General features: G+C 46.0%; 20 protein-coding genes and 4 pseudogenes. 23 read left to right on the top strand and 1 reads right to left on the bottom strand.

The window, feature by feature from the left end; genetic code table 11:
• Window positions 1–13 precede the first annotated feature (13 nt).
• The 10 genes and pseudogenes from RS881_RS15465 to RS881_RS15510 all read left to right on the top strand — a co-directional run bounded on the left by RS881_RS15465 (window position 14) and on the right by RS881_RS15510 (window position 7,998).
• Window positions 14–337, top strand: a complete 324-nt coding sequence (locus tag RS881_RS15465; RefSeq protein ID WP_315821901.1) for a hypothetical protein — start codon at window positions 14–16, stop codon at window positions 335–337.
• Complete coding sequence (locus RS881_RS15470) at window positions 244–1,029, top strand: ABC transporter permease (RefSeq protein WP_315824493.1); 786 nt, start codon at window positions 244–246, stop codon at window positions 1,027–1,029. The genes RS881_RS15465 and RS881_RS15470 overlap by 94 nt, the downstream gene beginning before the upstream one ends.
• Window positions 1,030–1,124: 95 nt before the next feature.
• Window positions 1,125–2,143, top strand: a pseudogene (locus RS881_RS15475) (ABC transporter permease).
• A gap of 280 nt (window positions 2,144–2,423) precedes the next feature.
• Window positions 2,424–3,269, top strand: a complete 846-nt coding sequence (locus RS881_RS15480) for a TolC family protein (protein ID WP_315821902.1) — start codon at window positions 2,424–2,426, stop codon at window positions 3,267–3,269.
• A gap of 139 nt (window positions 3,270–3,408) precedes the next feature.
• Entirely contained in the window at window positions 3,409–3,705 is a 297-nt protein-coding gene (locus RS881_RS15485; protein ID WP_484557624.1) for a hypothetical protein, read from the top strand.
• Window positions 3,706–3,715: 10 nt separating this feature from the next.
• Complete coding sequence (locus tag RS881_RS15490) at window positions 3,716–4,414, top strand: efflux RND transporter periplasmic adaptor subunit (protein WP_315821903.1); 699 nt, start codon at window positions 3,716–3,718, stop codon at window positions 4,412–4,414.
• Window positions 4,318–4,875: an efflux RND transporter periplasmic adaptor subunit gene (locus tag RS881_RS15495; protein WP_484557633.1), complete on the top strand. Its 558-nt coding sequence runs from the start codon at window positions 4,318–4,320 to the stop codon at window positions 4,873–4,875. Before RS881_RS15490 ends, RS881_RS15495 begins: the two co-directional genes overlap by 97 nt.
• A 58-nt stretch (window positions 4,876–4,933) precedes the next feature.
• Window positions 4,934–6,271, top strand: coding sequence for an efflux RND transporter permease subunit (locus RS881_RS15500; RefSeq protein WP_315821904.1), 1,338 nt, complete (start codon window positions 4,934–4,936; stop codon window positions 6,269–6,271).
• A 58-nt stretch (window positions 6,272–6,329) separates the two neighbouring features.
• The gene (locus RS881_RS15505; protein WP_315821905.1) at window positions 6,330–6,869 is read left to right on the top strand and encodes an efflux RND transporter permease subunit; all 540 of its coding nucleotides are present in this window, start codon (window positions 6,330–6,332) and stop codon (window positions 6,867–6,869) included.
• Window positions 6,870–6,877: 8 nt separating this feature from the next.
• Window positions 6,878–7,998 (top strand): annotated as a pseudogene (locus RS881_RS15510) (efflux RND transporter permease subunit).
• A gap of 97 nt (window positions 7,999–8,095) precedes the next feature.
• Here RS881_RS15510 and RS881_RS15515 read toward each other — a convergent pair.
• Window positions 8,096–8,839, bottom strand: a complete 744-nt coding sequence (locus tag RS881_RS15515; RefSeq protein WP_315821906.1) for an SDR family oxidoreductase — start codon at window positions 8,837–8,839, stop codon at window positions 8,096–8,098.
• Window positions 8,840–9,052: 213 nt separating this feature from the next.
• Here RS881_RS15515 and RS881_RS15520 point away from each other — a divergent pair.
• The 13 genes and pseudogenes from RS881_RS15520 (at window position 9,053) to RS881_RS15580 (ending at window position 19,197) form a co-directional block, all read left to right on the top strand.
• A pseudogene (locus tag RS881_RS15520) lies at window positions 9,053–11,439 on the top strand (TonB-dependent receptor).
• 84 nt (window positions 11,440–11,523) lie between these two features.
• Complete coding sequence (locus RS881_RS15525; RefSeq protein ID WP_315821907.1) at window positions 11,524–12,507, top strand: aldo/keto reductase; 984 nt, start codon at window positions 11,524–11,526, stop codon at window positions 12,505–12,507.
• Window positions 12,508–12,756: 249 nt separating this feature from the next.
• Window positions 12,757–13,626, top strand: coding sequence for a hypothetical protein (locus tag RS881_RS15530; RefSeq protein ID WP_315821908.1), 870 nt, complete (start codon window positions 12,757–12,759; stop codon window positions 13,624–13,626).
• Between the two features lie 292 nt (window positions 13,627–13,918).
• On the top strand, window positions 13,919–14,437 hold the full coding sequence (locus RS881_RS15535; RefSeq protein WP_315821909.1) for a TetR/AcrR family transcriptional regulator: 519 nt from the start codon (window positions 13,919–13,921) through the stop codon (window positions 14,435–14,437).
• A 315-nt stretch (window positions 14,438–14,752) separates the two neighbouring features.
• A pseudogene (locus tag RS881_RS15540) lies at window positions 14,753–15,360 on the top strand (MFS transporter).
• On the top strand, window positions 15,357–15,977 hold the full coding sequence (locus RS881_RS15545) for an MFS transporter (RefSeq protein ID WP_315821910.1): 621 nt from the start codon (window positions 15,357–15,359) through the stop codon (window positions 15,975–15,977). The pseudogene RS881_RS15540 and the gene RS881_RS15545 overlap by 4 nt, the downstream one beginning before the upstream one ends.
• 149 nt (window positions 15,978–16,126) lie before the next feature.
• A complete protein-coding gene (locus RS881_RS15550) occupies window positions 16,127–16,498 on the top strand; it encodes a hypothetical protein (RefSeq protein WP_315821911.1) in 372 nt (123 codons plus the stop codon).
• A 150-nt stretch (window positions 16,499–16,648) separates the two neighbouring features.
• The gene (gene infA / locus RS881_RS15555; protein WP_119054088.1) at window positions 16,649–16,867 is read left to right on the top strand and encodes a translation initiation factor IF-1; all 219 of its coding nucleotides are present in this window, start codon (window positions 16,649–16,651) and stop codon (window positions 16,865–16,867) included.
• A gap of 14 nt (window positions 16,868–16,881) precedes the next feature.
• Window positions 16,882–17,046, top strand: a complete 165-nt coding sequence (rpmJ, locus tag RS881_RS15560) for a 50S ribosomal protein L36 (protein ID WP_425476351.1) — start codon at window positions 16,882–16,884, stop codon at window positions 17,044–17,046.
• 27 nt (window positions 17,047–17,073) lie between these two features.
• On the top strand, window positions 17,074–17,454 hold the full coding sequence (gene rpsM, locus RS881_RS15565; protein ID WP_315821912.1) for a 30S ribosomal protein S13: 381 nt from the start codon (window positions 17,074–17,076) through the stop codon (window positions 17,452–17,454).
• A 198-nt stretch (window positions 17,455–17,652) separates the two neighbouring features.
• Complete coding sequence (gene rpsK / locus RS881_RS15570; protein ID WP_315821913.1) at window positions 17,653–18,066, top strand: 30S ribosomal protein S11; 414 nt, start codon at window positions 17,653–17,655, stop codon at window positions 18,064–18,066.
• Window positions 18,067–18,221: 155 nt separating this feature from the next.
• A complete protein-coding gene (gene rpsD / locus RS881_RS15575) occupies window positions 18,222–18,827 on the top strand; it encodes a 30S ribosomal protein S4 (protein ID WP_315821914.1) in 606 nt (201 codons plus the stop codon).
• Between the two features lie 127 nt (window positions 18,828–18,954).
• On the top strand, window positions 18,955–19,197 hold the full coding sequence (locus RS881_RS15580) for a hypothetical protein (RefSeq protein ID WP_315821915.1): 243 nt from the start codon (window positions 18,955–18,957) through the stop codon (window positions 19,195–19,197).
• The last annotated feature ends 26 nt before the right edge of the window (window positions 19,198–19,223 follow it).

Below are 19,223 nucleotides of genomic sequence, written 5' to 3' on the forward strand. Positions count from 1 at the left end.
GGGAATGCCCATTATGCAGATCATCATTTTCGGGTTTGCCCTGACCAATGAGGTCAAGAATTCTAAGATCGCCATCCTCGATAATGCCCAGGATATTGCCTCCAAAGCCATTCGCAGTGAATTGGATGCCAGCCGGTATTTTGATGTAGTGGCCGACCTCCATTCTTATGAAGAAATCGAAGCGGCCTTTAAAAGGGAAAGATCAAACTGGCCGTTGTATTTCCCCAACAGTTCAATACCGACCTGCAACATTTTAATACCGCACAGATCCAATTGGTGGCCGATGCCTCCGATCCCAATGTGGGCACCACCCTCACCAACTATGCTACAGCCGTGATCATGGACTACCAGGACAGGGTCACCCATGGGCGAAAACTACCTTATACCATTAAAACAGAGTTGCGGATGTTGTACAACCCGCAATTGAAAGGGGCCTATAGCTTTGTGCCAGGTGTAATGGCCATGGTGCTCATGTTGGTATGTACCATGATGACAGCCATTACCGTAGTACGTGAAAAAGAAATGGGCACCATGGAGATCATGCTGGTATCACCCGTACGGCCTATGAAGATCGTAACCGCCAAAGCAGTCCCCTACCTGTTGTTGTCGTTGATCAATATTTCAAGTATCCTGTTGCTGAGCGTCTTTGTGCTGGATGTGCCCATCAATGGCAGCTTATTATTGCTGTTGGCCGAAAGCGTGCTCTTCATCCTCACCTCCCTGGCTTTGGGTTTGCTCATTTCTTCATCCACCGCTTCACAGCAAACAGCCATGTTCATATCCCTCACGGGATTGTTCCTGCCTACCGTGATGTTGAGCGGTTTTATGTTCCCCATTGAAAATATGCCCCTGCCTTTACGCATCGTATCCAATGTGGTGCCCTCCAAATGGTACTATGATATTGTGAAATCCGTGATGATCAAAGGCATTGGTTTTTCAGCGATCTGGAAAGAAACCCTGATCCTGGCAGGCATGACTGCCTTTTTCCTGGTATTGGCTATTAAGAAGTTTAAAATACGACTGGCATGAGAACATTAAAATTCCTGCTGCAAAAAGAGTTCCGGCAGATCTTTCGTGACCCGGCCATCATCCGCATCCTGTTTGTGATGCCCCTGGTGCAATTGATGATCCTGCCCCGGGCGGCCGATTATGAAGTGAAGAATATCAAGCTCAGTGTAATAGATCATGACCATTCCGAATATTCCCGGCAATTGATATCCAAGGTTACCGCATCGGGTTATTTCCAATTGACCAATTACACCGCATCCTATAAGGAAGCCATGGAGGAAGTAGGAAAGGACCGGGCCGACCTGATCCTGGAAATACCCGCCTCTTTTGAAAAGACCCTGGTCAAAGAAGATGAATCTACCTTATTCATGGCCGTGAATGCCATCAATGGCGCCAAGGCAGGTTTGGGTTCCGCCTACCTGCGTAGCATCATCCAGGATTTTAACCGGGAGGTGAGGCTAAAGTGGATACAGTTTCCCCGCTTCAACCCCGAGCTGAACCTGCAGGTAACCTCTTCCAACTGGTTCAACCCAACCCTCAATTACCAACTCTTCATGGTGCCCGGTATATTGGTGGTATTGGTAACCATGGTAGGCGCTTTCCTGACCTCTCTGAACATTGTAAAGGAAAAGAAATTGGTACCATAGAACAGATCAACGTTACCCCCATCCATAAGTACCATTTCATACTGGGCAAGCTGATACCCTTTTGGGTGCTGGGTATGATCGTATTAAGCCTGGGTTTACTATTGGCCAGGTTTGCTTATAACGTGATCCCTGCGGGCAGTCTGCTTACCATTTATGTATTTGCCGCCGTGTATTTGCTGGCGGTGCTGGGCCTGGGGTTGTTGTTATCTACTTATACCGCCAACCAGCAGCAAGCCATGTTGCTTTCCTTCTTCATCATGATGGTTTTTATCCTGCTGGGCGGACTGTATACTTCTATTGACAGTATGCCGGCCTGGGCGCAAGCAGTAACCAGGGTAAACCCCGTAGCTTATTTTGTAGAAGTAATGCGTATGGTGATCCTAAAGGGAAGTAGCCTGGCCGATATCAAACAGCAATTACTGGTGGTATTTGGCTTCGCCCTCTTGCTGAATGGCTGGGCCATCCTGAGCTATAAAAAACGGGCCTGATTACCTTATCTCCTTCAACGATAATAAATTGATGTCTGTTAAACTATCACTTCCGGCGATAGTTTTTCCCTTTCAACTATTCCTGCTTTTCCACTGCTTCATGCCTGGATAATTTAGCAAATGTGTCAGGTAAACGATTTATTTAGTAGATGTATTAAATAAATTGATATATTTATTATTGATAATAAGTGTGTTGTAGTTTGTGCTTTACCTGTAGAATTGGTCTCCCTGCTAATTTGTTTTAATGTAATAGAACCGCTATGAAACCTTTGTTACCGGTATGGCTTCTTTTACGGAGCAGTTGCCTGTTTTTTACCTGGCCATACCCCTGTTATTGTCTGCACAGGAACCTGGTGCTGATACCTTGCACCTTAGCATTTCAAAAGCTGAAACCATTTTTCTACAACGCAACTTAACCCTGCTTGCCAATCAGTACAATATTGATATCGGCAAAGCATTGGTTGAGCAGGCCAAGGTTTGGGATAACCCCGTATTGAGTACCGATCAGAATATTTATGATGGCAAGTTCTTCCGGTATACCAGGGAAAATGGGCAGCTATACGGGCAGGTATTTATACAGCTGCAACAATTGATACGTACCGCCGGGAAAATAAAGAAACAAACACAACTGGCCAGAGACAATGTGCTGACCAATGAAGCTCAGTTTAAAGATATCATGCGTAACCTGAGGTTCCAGCTTACCGCCGACCTGAATAATTTAGCGCAGTTGCAGCAGGTCGCAAGGCTGGGGCAAACCGAACTAGTCACCCTGCAGGTAATGGCAAAAGGAATGGAGGAGATGCTGAAAACCGGAGATATTTCTCAAAAGGAAAACTTGCGTATCAAGGCCCTGGTGTTCTCTCTGCAAAATGACTATGCCGAAAATCTACGCCAGCAATGGGACCTGCAAAAGGAAATAGCCCTTTTACTACAATTAAAAGACAATGTGTGGGTGGTTGCAGATGCGGTACAGCCTATTCCGGTGGGCCAGGTAAATGGATTGCGCATTGCCGATTTGCAGGACCTTGCCTTACGCAACCGGCCCGATCTCCAATCGTCCCAGGCACAGGTAGCGATGCAGCAACACAATATAACTTACCAAAAGCGCTGGCCGTACCCGATGTAACCGTGGGCGCTGAATATGACCGGCTTAGCAATTATGCACCCAATTATGTAGGGCTGGGATTCTCCGTCCCCTTGCCCTTTTTAACCGGAATAAAGGCAATATTCAGGCGGCGGAATTTTCTTACAAACAGGCGGGAGTATTGGCCAATCAAATGCAGGACCAGGTAAACAAAGAGGTGTATAGTGCCTGGCAAAAACTCAAACAAGCTACCGGTCTTTTAGATAATGACAATACGCAGCTAAAGGACAATTATGAATTACTGATGAAAAATATGGTTGACAGCTACCGGCGACGCGAGATCAGCCTGGTAGAGTTCATAGACTTTTTTGATGCATATAAAGATACGCGCATAAAGCAAAACCAGCAGATTGCCAACCAGCGCAATGCGGTAGCCGAGCTTAACTATTCCATTTACCAGGAAATCATCAAGCTGTAAAATGAAAACCATGAAAACTATTTCAGCGTTACTACTAAATGGGGCCATAGTACTAACGATGGCCTGTTCCTGCAATGGTTCAAACCAGGATAAAGCAACCGGTAGCAAACAGGATTTTATTAGCGAGAGCGCTATGCGGATGCTTGCCATCGATACAGCCGTGATAAGGAATATTGATGACGAATTAAAACTAAGCGGCGAGGTAAGTTTTGATGAAAATAAGGTGGTAAAGATCTATCCTTTTAGCAGCGGACAAATAACAGCTGTTCATGTAAGTGTGGGCGATTATGTAAAGAGCGGACAAAAGCTGGCCACCATTAAAAGTGCCGATATAGCCGGTAACTATGCCGATCTGTCCATAGCGGGCAATGATGTAGCGATTGCCGAAAAGGACATGCAAAATAAAGAGCGATTGTTTAAGAATGGAATAGCCAGTGAGAAGGAATACCTGGAATCGAAGGAGAATTACCATAAGGCCCGTGCTAATGCGGCTAAGATAAAAGAACAGTTACTGATCAATGGGGAGGAAATACTGCTGCCAATGGTACCTATATCGTCTCTTCTCCCCGAAGTGGCTATGTGGTGGAAAAAGGGATCAATCCAGGGAGTTTTATCAGGAACGACAATGGCAGCAATATGTTTACCATTGGCGATATCAGCGATGTGTGGATATGGGCTAATGTGTATGAAACAGATATTGCCCGGGTGAAGCAAGGGTTTGCCGCCTCCATTACCACACTGGCTTATCCGGATAGGGTTTTCATTGGTAAGGTCGACAAGGTAAGCCAGGTGCTGGATCCGGTGACCAAGGTGATGAGAATAAAGATCATATTACCCAATGCCGATGGCGCCTTGAAGCCCGAAATGTTTGCCAATATCTCCATCAAAAATACCGAGGCCAAGAGGATGGTGGCGGTACCGGCCAGCGCCATTATCAATGATAACAAAAAGAGCTTTGTAGTGGTCTATAGAAACAACAACGATGTAGTAAACCGGGAGGTCAGGATCTACAAATCATCGGGTGGGTATACCTATATCCAGGAAGGATTGCAGCCGGGAGAAAAAGTGCTGACGAAAAACCAGATCCTGATCTATAAAAACTACAGGATAACAACAACTCAGTTAGTATCCGGTAACTGGTATCCAGACCTTCTCAACCTGTTTGTATGAATCAGTTTATTAAGAATATTGTTCACTTTTCTTTACGGCACCGGTATTTTGTATTTTTATGACCGGGGTGCTAATTGTAGTAGGTATCTGGAGCTATCAGAAAACACCAATTGAAACATTTCCGGATGTTACCAATACCCAGATCATCATTATCTCCCAATGGCCGGGCAGAAGTGCCGAAGAAATAGAGAAGTTTATTACCATTCCCCTGGAAACAGAGTTGAACAGCGTGCAGAAAAGAACAAATCTCAGGTCCAACTCTTCCTTTGGTTTAAGCTATATCACCCTCATATTTGACGATGGTGTGGATGACGCCTTTGCCCGCCAGCAGGTAATGAGCCGGGTAGTCAATGCTGATCTGCCCGAAGGGGTTCAGCCGCAAATACAGCCTCCCTATGGCCCCACAGGCGAAATTTACCGGTATACCCTGCAAAGCAGTACCGTGGGTATCCGTGAGCTGACGGCTATCCAGGATTGGGTACTCGACCGCCAGTTTAAAAGCGTTCCCGGTGTGGCCGATGTAAACACTTTTGGGGGCGAAGAAAAGACCTTTGAGGTAAGCGTAAATCCCGACCTGCTGGTAAAATACAACCTTTCTTCCCTCGATGTATACAATGCCATTGCGAAAAGCAATGTGAATGTAGGTGGCGATGTGATTAAAAGAAATGGACAGGCTTATATAGTAAGGGGCATTGGGGTGCTGAACAATATTGACGAGATCAATAATGTAATTATTAATAAATCCAATGGAGTGCCATTGCTGGTGAAAAATGTGGCCACCGTAATAGAAGGTAGCAAACCCCTGCTGGGTACTGTTTCAAAAGATGGTGTGCCCAATCAGGTAGAGGGTATCATCGTGATGCGGAAAGGGGAGAACCCCTCCGGGGTATTGGATGCCCTGCACAAAAAAATAGCCGACCTGAATAATAATGTGCTGCCAGCGGATGTTAAGATTGTTCCTTTTTATGATCGTACGATCCTAATGAGTTATGCCACCGAAACCGTGATCCACAATTTGTTGGAAGGCATCGTTCTGGTTACCGTTATTGTATTTCTATTCATGGCCGATTGGCGAACTACATTGATAGTAAGTATTATTATTCCTTTGTCCTTATTGTTTGCTTTTATCTGTATGCGGATAAAGGGTATGAATGCAAACCTGCTGAGCATGGGGGCCGTGGATTTTGGTATCATAATAGATGGTGCGGTTGTAATGGTAGAAGGGCTATTTGTAGCCCTTGATCAAAAAGCCCGGGAAGTGGGGATGGAGAAATTCAATAAACTGGCCAAGCTGGGGCTGTTTAAGAACAAAGGAGCCGAAATGGGGAAGGCCATTTTCTTTTCCAAGCTCATCATCATCACCTGCCTGATTCCCATTTTTGCGTTTCAAAAGTAGAAGGGAAAATGTTCTCCCCCTTGCTTATACCCTTGGGTTTGCTTTATTAGGAGCTTTGATGTTAACCCTTACCCTGGTGCCTGCCTTGTCCAGCATTTTGTTGAGAAAGAATGTGAGAGAAAAACACAACCCCATTGTATCCTTCTTTGAAAAAGGTGTTGCTAAATGCCTGAGATTTGTTTACGCCAATCAGAAGAAAAGTGTATTAATAGCTTTTTTGATCATGTTGCTGTCCTTTTTCTCTTTCAGGTTTTTGGGATCGGAGTTTCTGCCTCAGTTAAATGAGGGGGCTTTGTGGATTACCGCCGAACTGCCCCGCAGTGTATCGTTGGAAGAGGCCGATAGCATTTCCGCCAGGATCGATGCCGATGTACGCAAATTCCCTGAAGTAAATCATACCATTGTACAGGTGGGCCGTACCAATGACGGCACAGACCCCAAAGGCTTTTTTAATGTTCAGATCGCTGTCGACCTGTTGCCTGCCAGGCAGTGGAAAAGAAAACTGACTTACGATGAGCTGGTGGATGAGTTGGATAAAAACTGGAGTTGTATCCCGGCATCGTGTTTAATTATTCCCAGCCCATCCGGGACAATGTAGCCGAGGCGGTGGCAGGGGTGCCCGCAGCATTGGCCGTAAAAATATTTGGTGCTGACTTTAATGTATTGGATACCAATGCAAATAAGGTATACAACGTATTGAAAGGCATCCAAGGGGTGGAAGACCTGGGCATTATCCGCAACCTGGGGCAGCCCGAATTCAGGATCGAGCTCAACCAGCATAAAATGTCGATATATGGTGTAAGTACAGGAGATGCCAATGCTGTAATTGAAATGGCTATTGGCGGTAAAGCCGCTACCCAATTGTTTGAAGGGGAAAGGAAGTTTGATATCCGCCTGCGTTACCAGGAGCCATACAGAGCTACGGAAGAAGCCATTAAAAACCTGATGGTGCCTACCCTCGACGGCTCAAAAGTGCCCCTGAAAGAAATAGCCGATATAGTGACCCTTACAGGGCCTGCATTTATTTATCGTGATAACAATGCCCGCTATATCACCGTGAAATTTTCAGTCCGTGGCCGTGACCTGGGCAGCACAGTTGCCGAAGCACAGCAGAAAGTGAATGCCGCCGTTCAATTGCCACAGGGCTATTTCTCTACCTGGAATGGGGAATTTGAAAACCAGCAGCGGGCGGTTAAAACGCTGGGCCAGGTTGTGCCTGCCTGCCTGCTGGTGATCTTCCTTATTTTATTTGTAACCTTTGGCGATGCAAAGGATGCCCTGCTCACCATCATGAATGTACCTTTTGCCTTGATAGGGGGCATACTGGCGCTTCATGTAACCGGCATGAACTTTAGCATTAGTGCTGGCATCGGTTTTATTGCATTGTTTGGCGTGTGTATCCAAAACGGGGTGATCCTGATCAGCGTTTTCAGAAAAACCTGGAAAACAAAATGCTCCTGGATAAAGCTATTATGGAAGGCGTGATCAGTCGGGTACGCCCGGTGGTCATGACTGCTTTAATGGCCATGATCGGACTATTACCGGCTGCCATCAGTCACGGTATTGGTAGTGAAACACAAAAGCCATTAGCCATTGTAGTAATAGGTGGTTTGATAACCTCCACCATACTCACCCTTTTAATATTGCCGGTTATTTATGCTCTTGTTTTTAAATTCATTCACCAGCAGGCTAAGAGAAGATTGCTTAGAAAAACCAGACCAAGCTGACGATAGGCCTATCCCCATACACCACTTGCCATTGCTTTTTTAATGTAATCCGAAAAGTCAGTCGCCTTACGGCCAAGGGCTCTTTCCACGCCATCCGCTACATGCGCATTGCGGCCATCGAGCACCTCCGTAAACAAATAAGTGAGCAGGGAAACATATTCATTGGGTACCTGGTATTCCGTAAGCATACCTGCATATTCATCCATAGAAATTTGCTGGTATTCGATGCGTTTGCCGGTGGCGCGGGCAATTTCGGCAATACCTTCTTCAAAGAGAGCAGGCGGGGCCCCGTCACTTCATAGAGCTGCCCATTGTGTTTGTCATCCGTCAATGCGGCTGCGGCTATTTCCGCAATATCATCTACATCAATAAAAGGTTCCCCAATAAGCGGTACTGGCAACGCCACATGGCCTGCAACAATGGGTTCGGCCAGGTACCCTTCACTAAAATTTTGGCAAAACCAACTGGCTCTTACAATCGTCCAGTCTACCCCGGCATTGATCACAGCCTGCTCACAAGCCTGTGCTTCGGGTTCGCCGCGGCCGGAAAGCAATACCAGTTTCTTGACCCCATGTTTTACGGCTAATTGTGTAAATGAGGTAATGGCTTCCAGCGCTTCGGGTACACATAGGTCGGGCTGATAAGAAATATATACTGCATCTACATGGGCCAATACGGGCGCCCAGGTGGCTTTATTTTCCCAATCGAAAGGGACGGCTGCTGAACGGGAACCGGGTTTGGGCGTTAGGCCCTTACTGGTGAGATGATTCATTACCCGGTTTCCTGTTTTTCCCGTACTACCCAGTACGAGTATCCTGTTGGCGTTGTGTTGCGTGCTCATGATTTATAATTTTCAACAAAGCTATTGGCGGCCATCCTCCGGAAATAGAACAAAACCGACAGGGTTGAAAAAGCTTTTAGACAGGCCGGCTTTCCCATTGCAACCAGGGTGGGGATGATCAGCTACCGGGCCTATGCAGTTGATCACGGATTGGCTGCAGCTTGTCAAAGTTGCGCCAATAAGACCCGCCAGATCTGTTCATTTGTATTCATCATGAAAGTACCTGTAATCCTTATCGTATTATTGTTCCTCCTATGCTCACCGGGAAAAGGGCAGGAACATTACCGGTTTTCCGGGCGGGTGATCGACTCCCTCACCAACCAGCCGGTACCTTATACCTCTGTATCCATCTTCACCCGGCAACAGGTTACATTTAAGAGCCTTATTGCCGATAGCCTGGGGCATTTTATTTTTAACGACTTACCGGCAGGCAGGTATTACCTGACCGTGAATGTGGTGGGGTATAGAAAGTTTATCTCTCCGCCCATTGGACTCCCCGATACTGCCATGCTTGGTCCGGCAGTATATGCCATCAACCGCGATACTGGTATGTTGGCAGCCGTGCTAGTGCAAGCCAGCAAACCGTTGATAACACCTGCTGCTGATGGATTTGCTTATAACGCCGCCAACGATATTATTCCGGCTGGTTCAACGGCCAGCGATCTGCTGCGCAGAATACCCATGCTGGCCGTTGACCAAAACGGAGGCCCTGTATTAAGAGGAAGTACCAATATCAGGGTATATATTGACGACAAGCCTTCGGATATATATGCTGTAACGGTGGCCGATGCCTTAAAACAAATACCTGCTGAAGATATCGTGCGCATAGATGTGATCCTCTATCCTTCGGCCAAATACGATGCAGAAGGTACAGATGGTGTGATCAATATCATTACCCGCAGAAGCCGGTTTAATGCCATGAATGGAACATTGCGGGCACAGGGAGGCAATATCAGGCAGGGTATAACGCCCGATCTCAACATCCGGAACGGCAACTGGATATTCAACATCAATTCAGGGTTGTATGTCTACGATAACGAAAACCGTTCAACCCTTACCCGGGAAAACAAGACCGGTAACCCAAAGGACCGGCTGCAGCAGCAAAGTAAATGGGATAATTATGGACGATCATTTTACACAGGTGCCAATATTATTTATGTATTCAATGACCTGCAAAGCATTAGTGGCGGTTATCGGTTTCGCTTTAACCGCGATCATACCAAGGCCATCACTTATAATGATTATTTCCTGAAAGATACCTTGTCTACTGCATTTACCAGGAATACCAACAGTAGTTCCGGTAATGACCTGAATACATTTAATATAGCCTATAACGGGAAGTCGCGCGACCGTAAACAGCAATACAGTTTGTTGGTTACCCAATTCTTTCAATCGGGTAAGGATGCCTATGACCTGGACCAGGTTGACAGGCAATCTGCTGATTACAAAGAGCAATTCCGTGGCAGCATATCCAACAGGGAACTTATGTTGCAGGCCGATTATGCCCACCAGGTCAACGACAGTGTAAACTGGGATGCAGGTTTCAAATCCATGTTCAGGCATTACAGCAGCATCAACAATTTTGAAGTATTCAATTTCCCGGCAGGCTTGTTTGGTAAGGATGAAGGCAGGTCGAACTGGTTTAATTACCACCGCAATATTTATGCTGCCTACAGTAACCTGAATTTCCGTTTCATGAAATGGCAATGGAGGGTAGGGGCCCGGTATGAGCAAACGGTATTACAAACAGCCTTTAAGGATTCAGCCCTTAATGTACCGGATTATAAAAATTTTGTTCCCAATATCCTGCTATCGCGCACATTCCGGGGCAGGCATGTAATTAAAGGAAGCTATGGTAAAAGGATCACCCGTCCCTATTTGGGGCCATTAACCCTGGTTCCAATTACAGTGATTCATTTAATATACAAACCGGCAATCCCTACCTCCAACCCGAAGTGACACATCGCTATGAAATTGGATATACACTAATCGGAAAGCAGCTAACTGTAATGGCTTCCCTTTATTACAACACTACCCACAATAGCATAGAACAGATACGCCTGCCGCTGGGTGGTGGGGTATTCAGGAGTACTTACCAAAACATTGGCAAAAACGATGTGTTGGGCTGGTTGCTAAGCCTTACCAGGAAATGGGGGCAGAAATTAACCCTTACCGTAACCACCAATTTGCGGCATATTGCCCTTGAAAGCGTAGCCATGCAACAGGTACGAAAAGCGTACCAGTACAGTGGTAATTTTTACCTCAATTGCAATATAGGTAAGGGCTATAGTATTGATGCGATGGGGGCTGCCGGTTCACCTGATATCAGTTTACAGGGTAAGCGGACGGTATGGCAGTATTATGGCTTAGCCGTAAACAAAAAATTTAAAGACGATAAACTATCCATCAATTTCCGGGCAGATAATTTTTTGTCGCCCACCTTCCTTTCCCTAAGGCAAACCCTGGAAACCGCTGTATTTACCCAATACGCTACCACCAGCTATCAAAGCCGGTACCTGGCGCTATCTGTTGCCTGGAAACTGGGTAAAAAAGAAGTTAAGGCGCCGGTGATCAGACAGGAAGCCGGCAGTGAAAATTAAGCTGCCAACTATTGGTTGGCGATCAGCGGGCAACAGTAGTTAGTATGTATTACCATTGTACATTTGCTGCTCAAAGTACAAACTATGGAATACAGACAATTGGGCGAAACAGATCTTCAGTTATCAGCAATTACCTTTGGCGCCTGGGCCATTGGCGGATGGATGTGGGGCGGGTCCGACAGGAAAGAAGCAGTAAAAGCCATCCAGGCTTCTTATGGTGAAGGCGTTACTTCTATCGATACGGCTCCTGCTTATGGGCAGGGACTGAGTGAAGAAATTGTGGCAGAAGCCATACAGGGCATACCGAGGGATAAAGTACAACTGCTTACCAAATTCGGTTTGCGCTGGGATGTAAAGGAAGGTGTTTTCTTTTTCAAGAGCCAGGATGCTGCGGGCAATGATCTTGATATTTATAAGCTGGCATCCAAAGCCAGCGTGATCAAAGAATGTGAAGATTGCCTGCGCCGTTTGAAAACAGATTATATTGACCTGTTCCAGATCCATTGGGCAGATGAGTCGACACCCATTGCCGAAACCATGGAAGCATTGGCCTTGTTGCAACAACAGGGAAAGATCAGGGCTGCCGGTGTGTGCAATTATTCAACAGATCAAATGAAAGAAGCTGCCCGGACGATTAGCCTGGCATCCAACCAGGTGCCTTACAGTATGGTATTGCGCGATATTGAGCAAGAACTGGTGCCTTATGCCCTGGAAAATAAAAAATCTATTATTGCTTATAGCCCTTTACAAAGAGGTTTGCTGACGGGTAAAATAAAACCAGGTTATCAATTTGGTGAAGGTGATACGCGCGAAGGCAACCGCTTTTATACAGAAGAAAGTATTGTAAGGGTGAATGCCATGTTGGATACCCTGAAACCGCTGGCGGAAGCCAGGAAAGCCACCCTTGCCCAATTAGTGATCCGCTGGACCATTGAACAACCGGCCATCACCGTGGCCCTGGTGGGTGCCCGGAACGCCGAACAAGCGGTGCAGAATGCCCGGGCTATTGATGTAATGCTATCGGGAGAGGAAATTGCCTTTATCAATAAGCAATTGGCTGCTCTATAATGTTTTGTATGTGATCAATACATATTGATCATCGTTGTAAACCGTCCTGCAACAGGTATGCATATCCCTTGTTGCAGGGCGGTTTGACATTTATCATGCATCAAAATTTGTCAACTTCGTTTGCTGGTGCTGGTTTTTGTATTAACTTTTGCCTCCTGTTACACTTCCCCTTCTTATTCTCCGCTGCTATTGCGATCAGGATACCCGTGAGCATTTCCGGATATTAATCTAAACGCTAATACTTATCTTATGGGCTTTTTAAGCAATTCTAAACCCGGCATTCCCGGCGTGGGTAAACGATTCTCTCCGCTTTCCTGGATTATCATATTCCTGGTCATTTTAGTCGCCCTGTCATTGGGCGGCCTCCTGGTATTGCAATTTGGTTTCACCCTGGAGAAGGATTCCTTTGAGAGAGAGATCGGTATTGTTTTCCTGCAGATCATTGCCGTAGGTGTAATAGGTTCCATTTTTTCGCTATTGCTGGCGCAGTACACCCATGACCAGGCCGGGCTGCAGGCCGATAAGCAACGATGGGAAGAAGATATGCGGCAGCAGGAGAGTGATAACCGCCTGCGGGAAGAGAAAGCGAGGGACTTGCTAAGGATAGAGATCAAAAATAAAAATGACCTCAAGAAGGATATTATCAAGCGCCTAAGTCAGATATACCATGATGTGAAAGGCGTGCGCAGGATGTTACGCGCCAAAGTACTATCTGTGCCCTACGATGAAAAGATCGTATCCACCGCCAATGTTTACCTGAAGCCATACGCCCAATACATGGAAACCTTCAACGATCTGCAGTTGGACCTGGAGGGTATCAAGGACGAAATAAAACACAGCAAGATCCATATGACCCTGTTTTCAAAGAACAAGGAGATCTATGATGCCCTGAAGTCAATGGAGCATTACCTGGGCGAAGTATTTAGTGAGTATGAAACCTGCAAGAACAAGTTCAATGAGAAATCCTATGCGCCTTATTCCGAGTTTGTTCAGCTCAGGGATATGTTGGGTTCTGCCCGCGAAGGCAGTACCACCGCCTTCCGGCTGCAGTTCATACTGGCCTATAAAGGCGTGATAGCGGATATGTTGGGCGACCTGGTGGTTCCGGATAAGGAATAAGCCCCTTTGGTACCTCTATTCAAGGCCTTTACCTCCTTGTAAAGTAGGGATATCTTCAGGTATTCTTAGGACTATCTTAAGCTTTATACCCATTCATTACCCAAGAAATACCCTAAGAAAACCCTAGGATGACCCTAGGATACACGAACCTAACAAGAACGAACTAACTGCCTGGAGCGGCCTGGCAGCTGGCGGGCGAAGCTATTTTGTAGCCTCCGGCTCTATACCAGGCAAAGAAAAAAACACTTCCATTGCATAAGTAAATGAACATTCACTTACCTTTGTGCCAGTAATGAGAACAAGAGACACTGATAAAGAAGGGCTGGTTAAGCAGAAAACCATCGAACTGATTGTAAATGATGGCCTTGATGGTTTCAGCATGCAAAAACTGGCGAAAGCCGCCAATATTTCGCCTGCCACCCTGTACATATATTATAAGGACCGGGAAGACCTGTTGACGAAAGTGGTCCTTGCGGTGGTGGATGATATGTTTACCATTACCCTGGAAGGGTTTGATCCTGAATTCCCCTTTGCCAAAGGAATGGAGGCCCAGTGGAGGGCCCGCCTGGATTATTTTATGCGTTTTCCGATGGAGACCCAGTTTATGGAACAGGTACGCTACTCACCCATGTACGAAAAGATCCATGAAGCGATTGGGGCCAAATTTGGAAGTGTACTGGGACCCTTTGTGCACAAAGCCATTGCCAATAAGGAGTTGCGGGAAGTGCCTTTTGAAGTGTATTGGGCTGTGGCATTTGCCCCACTTTACCAGTTGATCAAGTTTCATAACCAGGGAGGAAAAAAAGAATAAAGATTTTAAGCTTACAGAAGATATTATGCAGCTGGCGCTGGAAATGGTCTTAAAGGGTTTAAAGCCTTAAAAAAATTTACCTGTTAATTAAGTAAATGAATGTTCATTTAGACTACCCAGCTATCCGTGCAAGAAGTAATAGTCCTGGTTACGGGCGCCGGCTATTGCTGTTCTGTTTTGCCCGATTAAATAAATTGACAAATTATAGCCATGAATCAATCCCAAACTGTTTCATTAAAACCTTCCTTTACACCCTACCAAAAACTGGTAGTGACCATCCTGGCCCTGCTCCAGTTTACCATTATCCTGGACTTTATGGTGCTTTCACCGCTGGGTACTATTCTTATTAAAGAATTAAGTATTACACCGGCCCGTTTTGGATGGGTGGTATCGGCCTACGCATTTAGTGCCGGTATTTCGGGTGTGCTGGCAGCTGGTTTTGCCGATAAGTATGATCGCAAAAAGCTGTTGGTAATCTTTTACATCGGTTTCCTGATAGGTACCGCCCTCTGTGCGCTGGCTACCGACTTCCATTCCTGCTCATAGCCCGCATTGTTACAGGGCTTTTTGCGGGTGTGGTAGGATCGGCCAGTATGGCCATCGTTACCGACCTGTTCCCTATTCAGATGCGGGGTAGGGTAATGGGCTTTATTCAAATGGCCTTTGGCGGTAGCCAGGTATTGGGTATTCCCATCGGCCTGCTGCTGGCCACCCGTTGGGGCTGGCATTCTACCTTCTGGATGATTGTGGCCTTTGGCCTGGTACTGGGCTTTGTGATTGTTGCCTATATGAAACCGGTGACTGAGCACTTAAAGCTGAGATCGGAGAAGAATCCGCTGGAGCACCTGATCCATACGGTTTCCATGAAGCCCTACCTCCTTGGATTTTTGGGTACCATTTTGCTGGCTACCGGGGCTTTATGATCATGCCCTTTGCCAGCACTTTCACTACCAATAACCTGGGCATTCACCAGGATGCATTGCCGCAGCTATACCTGATCACTGGTATCTGTTCCCTCTTGGTAATGCCCCTGATCGGTAAGCTAAGTGATAAGATCGACAAGTACATCGTTTTCTGTATTGGCACCGCCCTTAGTATCCTCATGATCGGTGTATATACCAACCTGGGGCATACCAGTTTCTTCATATTGGCCGTGATCAATATCATTATGTTTTCAGGCATCATGTCGAGGATGATCCCTGCCACAGCCATTACCAGTGCCATACCGCAGCCGCAGGACAGGGGAGCGTTCATGAGTATCAACGCATCCGTACAGCAGGTTTCCGGCGGTATTGCCGCTGCTATATCGGGAATGATCATTGTGGAGAATCCCGATAAATCCCTGCGCCATTTTGATACCGTGGGTTATGTAACCATGGTGGCCATGGTAATTGCCGCCGTGATCATGTATTTCGTGGCCAGGCAGGTACAAAGCAAAACCGGCAGTGGGGTCCGCACCAAGCCAATAGGGAGGCATTGGCAACTTAATAGGCCTGGAGTCGGGTGTTGGGGCGCTGAACCCGCCTTAACGGCCGGATAACAGGACTTTATTTTTTGATATCCGGGGTTTTGTTAAATTAGGAAATGATTACACCGCGGGCATGCAAAGACGCTGAGGACAGGTAACTACTGCTTTTCTCTGCGTCCTGGCAGGCGCCGCGGTATTTTTTAACCTAAAATTGCTGTCGTATGCTAAAACTTTCAGAACTGCAACCCGGAGACATTGTAATGGCCGAATTTGAAGGCCAGCAAATGGAAGGCACTGTAAAGGAACTGAACAGAGAAGACAAGGAGGTTTGTGTGGAAACATCTGTTCAGGAATTCTGGTTCAAACCCGAACATTTGTACCCCATCCCTTTATCGGAAGAACAATTGCTAAAGCTTGGTTTTGAGAGGGTTGAGAATGGTGACGGTTCTGTAAAGTATAAAAAGATTCTTTCCGGGTACTGGTACCCCATAAAGGCGATTTTAGTCACCTTGATATCTGGTGGCGGGAGGATCGCCGGCACCTGCGGCAGGCCATCAATGTGCATGAATTACAGAATCATTACTATCAAATGACGAAAGTAGAACTCAATCCTGCCTGATTATCAAGGATTTTATCCTTACTTTTGCCGCCTTGAAGGCCAAAGTGCGTGGAGAAGGAAAAATTTATGTTATTATTTCATATTTCCGTGTGATAATCCTATCTTTGCGCCTCCTTAAACGAATATGGGAAAACAACCGCTGATTAAACAAGATGGAGTAATTCTGGAAGCCTTGTCCAATGCGATGTTCAGGGTGAAGTTGGAAAATGGTCATGAAATATTGGCTACCATCTCTGGAAAAATGCGGATGAATTATATCCGGATTTTGCCGGGTGATAAGGTGGGAGTGGAAATGAGTCCCTATGATTTGTCCAGAGGTAGGATTATTTTCAGGTATAAATAAGAAAAAGAAATAACATGAAAGTTCGTGCATCCATCAAGAAGCGCAGCGCCGATTGTAAGATCGTGAGGAGAAAAGGCAGGCTGTATGTGATCAACAAAAGAATCCTCGCTACAAGCAAAGGCAGGGTTAATTGGCAATGCGGGATTGGTAAGGAATACCAATTTCTATTGACAAGATAAATTGTAAATTAAAATTTCAAATCGAATATGGCTCGTATTGCCGGTGTAGACTTACCAAAAACTAAAAGGGGCGAGATTGGTCTTACCTATATTTTTGGTATCGGTCGCTCTACAGCTCAGTATATCCTGGGCAAAGCAGGTATTGATTTCAACAAGAAGGTGAACGCCTGGAATGATGATGAACTGAACGCTATCCGTAATATCATTACCAATGAGTTTAAGGTAGAAGGTCAGTTGCGTTCTGAAGTACAGATGAGCATCAAGCGTTTGCTGGATATCGCCTGCTACCGCGGATTACGCCACCGTAAAGGTTTACCGGTTCGTGGTCAACGTACCCGTACCAATAGCCGTACACGGAAAGGTAAGCGTAAGACTGTGGCTGGTAAGAAGAAAGCAGCTAAGAAATAATGCTACAGAGGCACTGTTTTTCAGTGTCTCTGTTTTCATATTTTGCCTGTTACCCCTGGTACCGGGCAAAAAGAGGCGCAACTTGTTGCGTCTCTACGAATTTGAATCAGTGCCGGATCGCTTCACAGCAGGAGGATTGATTCAGTCCCGGCTAAAAACGGGATTATTTTAAAACGCAAAGATTACCTGTTAAAACAAATGGCAAAAGCAGCTAAACAACAAGCTCCCAGCGCAAAAGCCGCTGCGAAGAAAAGAGTAGTAAAGGTTGATTCTTATGGCGATGCACATATCGTAGCCAGCTTCAACAACCTGATCATCAGCATTACCAACAAGAATGGCCAGGTTATTTCCTGGAGCAGTGCCGGTAAAATGGGCTTCAAAGGTTCTAAAAAGAACACTCCTTATGCCGCCCAAATGGCATCTGCTGATGCAGCTAAAACCGCTTTCGATGCGGGTGTTAAGAAAGTAGACGTTTACGTAAAAGGCCCCGGTGCCGGTCGTGAAAGCTCTATCCGCGGATTGGCCCAGAATGGCATTGAAGTGGTAATGATCAAGGACGTAACCCCGCTGCCACACAATGGCTGCCGTCCTCCCAAGAAAAGAAGAGTATAAACTGAAGCCGGAAGTCAGCAGTCTGATCATCTGATACATTCATATCAAACTGCTGGCCTCATACTTTCGACTTCTATTCATAAACAGGGTGCCCGATTTATTTTTACGATTTTTATTGATCAGGCGCCGTCACCAAAAAATCACTTAAACAAATTATGGCACGTTACACTGGTCCGAAAACAAGAATCTGCCGCATTTTTGGCGAGCCCATTTTAGGTAATGGTAAATACCTGAGCAAGAACAGCAATCCTCCCGGTCAACATGGTCCTACCAAAAAACGTAAGGCTCCGGGTGAATATGCCCTTCAGTTGAAAGAAAAACAAAAGGCCAAATATACTTACGGCGTTCTGGAAAAACAATTCCGTAAGACTTTTGAAGAAGCCAACCGTATCAAAGGTGTTACCGGTGAAAACCTGATCAAACTCCTGGAAGCCCGTTTGGACAATGCAGTATACCGCCTCGGTATCGCTCCTTCCCGTCCCGGCGCCCGTCAGTTGGTTTCTCACAAACACATTACCGTTAATGGTGAAGTAGTGAATGTACCTTCATTCCAACTGAAACCAGGCGATGTGATCAGCATTAAAGAAAAGGATAAAGCCAATACCTCTATCACCGGCCAGTTCCGCGGTAAGAACCAAAAGTTCTCCTGGCTGGATTGGAGCGAAGGTGAAATGAAAGGTACTTTCGTAGCTTATCCTGAGCGTGAAAGCGTTCCTGAAAACATTAAGGAGCAGTTGATTGTTGAATTGTATTCTAAGTAAGGTGAGCCGTGACTGGTATCCAGTCGCCCTTCCCCGTACTCCGAATAGCAGTCTTTCAAATTGTTCACCGTTTAAGGCAGCATAAAAGCAAAGCCTTCAAACTTGTAAAAAACAGAAATTTTAAAATATGGCCATTTTAAATTTCCAAAAGCCAGACAAGATCGTTTTACAGAAAGCAACGGAATTTGAAGCTCAATTTGAGTTTCGCCCGTTGGAACCCGGTTTCGGTGTGACCATTGGTAACGCCTTACGCAGGGTGTTGCTGAGCTCACTGGAAGGTTATGCCATCGTAGGTATCCGCATTGAAGGAGTAGACCATGAGTTTGCTACCATCAAAGGCATTACCGAAGATGTACTGAAATCATCCTGAACTTAAAGCAGGTTCGCTTCAAAAAG

It is taken from the genome of Paraflavitalea speifideaquila, from assembly GCF_032395985.1.
Classification (GTDB): Bacteria; Bacteroidota; Bacteroidia; order Chitinophagales; family Chitinophagaceae; genus Paraflavitalea; species Paraflavitalea speifideaquila.

Bases quoted from the DNA above. Each gene is read 5' to 3' on its own strand.
- RS881_RS15465 (WP_315821901.1), top strand. From the start codon at position 14: ATGCAGATCATCATTTTCGGGTTTGCCCTGACCAATGAGGTCAAGAAT.
- RS881_RS15480 (WP_315821902.1), top strand. From the start codon at position 2,424: ATGGCTTCTTTTACGGAGCAGTTGCCTGTTTTTTACCTGGCCATACCC.
- RS881_RS15490 (WP_315821903.1), top strand. From the start codon at position 3,716: ATGAAAACTATTTCAGCGTTACTACTAAATGGGGCCATAGTACTAACG.
- RS881_RS15500 (WP_315821904.1), top strand. From the start codon at position 4,934: ATGACCGGGGTGCTAATTGTAGTAGGTATCTGGAGCTATCAGAAAACA.
- RS881_RS15505 (WP_315821905.1), top strand. From the start codon at position 6,330: ATGTTAACCCTTACCCTGGTGCCTGCCTTGTCCAGCATTTTGTTGAGA.
- RS881_RS15515 (WP_315821906.1), bottom strand. From the start codon at position 8,839: ATGAGCACGCAACACAACGCCAACAGGATACTCGTACTGGGTAGTACG.
- RS881_RS15525 (WP_315821907.1), top strand. From the start codon at position 11,524: ATGGAATACAGACAATTGGGCGAAACAGATCTTCAGTTATCAGCAATT.
- RS881_RS15530 (WP_315821908.1), top strand. From the start codon at position 12,757: ATGGGCTTTTTAAGCAATTCTAAACCCGGCATTCCCGGCGTGGGTAAA.
- RS881_RS15535 (WP_315821909.1), top strand. From the start codon at position 13,919: ATGAGAACAAGAGACACTGATAAAGAAGGGCTGGTTAAGCAGAAAACC.
- RS881_RS15545 (WP_315821910.1), top strand. From the start codon at position 15,357: ATGATCATGCCCTTTGCCAGCACTTTCACTACCAATAACCTGGGCATT.
- RS881_RS15550 (WP_315821911.1), top strand. From the start codon at position 16,127: ATGCTAAAACTTTCAGAACTGCAACCCGGAGACATTGTAATGGCCGAA.
- infA (WP_119054088.1), top strand. From the start codon at position 16,649: ATGGGAAAACAACCGCTGATTAAACAAGATGGAGTAATTCTGGAAGCC.
- rpmJ (WP_425476351.1), top strand. From the start codon at position 16,882: ATGAAAGTTCGTGCATCCATCAAGAAGCGCAGCGCCGATTGTAAGATC.
- rpsM (WP_315821912.1), top strand. From the start codon at position 17,074: ATGGCTCGTATTGCCGGTGTAGACTTACCAAAAACTAAAAGGGGCGAG.
- rpsK (WP_315821913.1), top strand. From the start codon at position 17,653: ATGGCAAAAGCAGCTAAACAACAAGCTCCCAGCGCAAAAGCCGCTGCG.
- rpsD (WP_315821914.1), top strand. From the start codon at position 18,222: ATGGCACGTTACACTGGTCCGAAAACAAGAATCTGCCGCATTTTTGGC.
- RS881_RS15580 (WP_315821915.1), top strand. From the start codon at position 18,955: ATGGCCATTTTAAATTTCCAAAAGCCAGACAAGATCGTTTTACAGAAA.